A 1,801-nucleotide genomic window follows, 5' to 3' on the forward strand; every position below is an offset into this window, starting at 1 on the left:
ACCGCGTCAGCCTAGATGATCGACTCCAAGGGGGCCCGACGAGTGGAGCCGGGGCCCCGCGCAGCGGACCAGAGCCCGTCGTCACCTGCGCAGCCACCCTCGGCCGCCGCCGCCGCCGCCGCCGCCGACGACGACGACGCCGACGACGCCCGAGCCCACGCCTCCGGCTTCGCCCCAGCGCCGAACAGGCCGACGGCTCCGAGTGGCTGACTGTGCGTGCCGACGGTGTTACGCTCCCAGGAAAGGAGAGTCAACTCTCACTTGCCGGCCCGGGACACCGTTCGCCGGCCGGCCCCGGACCGCACGTTCGGGCGAGAGCTGCTCTGCCGAGCGTCCACCGCTCTTGTGGCCTTCGGCCGGCGAGGAGAGACCCATGACCGCACCCGCACCCCGGTTACCCTTCGAGCGCCCCAACGCCCTGGACCTGGCGCCCCTGCTCTCGCGCCTGCGCGAGGAAGGCCCGATCGCACGGGTGACGACACCCGCCGGCGACCCGGCCTGGCTGGTGACCCGCTACGAGGAAGCCCGGGAGGTCCTGAGCGACACCCGGTTCTCCCGGCAGCGCCCCGACACCGAGGGCGCCCCGAGGATCTCGGCCTCGGCGCTGCACACGCGCCCCGCCGGCACGTCCGAGGAAGAGGACCGCGAGCACGCGCGGATGCGCCGGATGCTGGCGCCCGCGTTCAGCGCGCCGCGGATGCGCCGGCTGGGGGAGCGGATCGGGGAACTCGCCGCGTCCTGCCTGGACGCGATGGAGAAGGAGCGTTCGCGGGATCCGCGACGCCCCGTCAACCTGCACGACCACCTGTCGTTCCCGCTGCCGGTGATGGTGATCTGCGAGCTGCTGGGCGTGCCGGTCGCGGACCGGGACCTGCTGCGCGGCTGGTCGGAGCGGATCGCCGCGCTGTACGGCGGGGCCGACGGAGCCGCGGCCATGGCCGAGTTCGAGGCGTACGTGGCCGCCGTCGCCGTGGAGAAGCGCAAGCAGCCGGGGCAGGACGTGTTCAGCGACATCCTGGCCGTGCAGGCGCAGGACCCCTCGTTCACCGAGGAGGAGATGACCCGCCTGGCGGTGGGGCTGCTGTTCGCGGGCCACGAGACGACATCGACCCGGATCGACCTGGGAGCCCTGTTCCTGCTGAGCGACACCGCCCGGCGGGACCGCTTTGCCGCCGACCCCGAGGGATCGGCCCGCGCCACCGTGGAGGAGGTCCTGCGGATGGCCGCGCCCGGCGCCCTGGGCCTGACCCGCTACGCCCGCGAGGACGTCACCGTCGCGGGGACCGCGGTCGCGCGGGGCGAGGCGGTGCTGGTGGCGATCAACGCCGCGAACCGGGACGGACGGGCGTTCGAGGAGCCGGAGGCCTTCGACCCGTCGCGTTCCCCCAACGCGCACCTCGCCTTCGGGTACGGCGGCCACTACTGCATCGGCAACGCGCTGGCCCGCACCGAGCTGCGGATCGCGCTGACCGCGCTGTTCCGGCGCTTCCCCGGCCTGCGGCTGGCGGTGGACGCGCGCAGCCTGCGCGACCAGTCCGAACGGCTGGCGGGCGGCATCGGCGAGGTCCCGGTCCTGTGGTGAGCGCGGAGCGGCGGCACGGGCCGCCTGCCGTACGGGTGACCGCGGACACCTCGCGGTGCGTGTCGTCGGGGCAGTGCGCGCTGACCGCGCCGCTGGTGTTCGACCAGGACGAGGACGGGCAGGTCGTCGTGCTCGCCGCCGAGCCCGTCGCGGCGGCGGCGCACCAGGCCCGCGAGGCGGCCGCCAGGTGCCCGGTCTCGGCGCTGCGCCTGCACCCGG

At 75.0% G+C, this 1,801-nt stretch carries 2 protein-coding genes; both read left to right on the plus strand.

Annotated features, from left to right (window positions below):
- The first annotated feature begins 373 nt into the window (after nucleotides 1-373).
- Complete coding sequence (locus J0670_RS37170) at nucleotides 374-1,582, plus strand: cytochrome P450 (RefSeq protein ID WP_207817192.1); 1,209 nt, start codon at nucleotides 374-376, stop codon at nucleotides 1,580-1,582.
- Nucleotides 1,583-1,617: 35 nt separating this feature from the next.
- Nucleotides 1,618-1,801, plus strand: a 184-nt coding sequence (locus tag J0670_RS39765) for a 4Fe-4S domain-containing protein (RefSeq protein WP_307806864.1), incomplete at its 3' end; no start/stop codon positions are given.

The organism is Streptomyces sp. FH025 (assembly GCF_017427025.1).
GTDB lineage: Bacteria > Actinomycetota > Actinomycetes > Streptomycetales > Streptomycetaceae > Kitasatospora.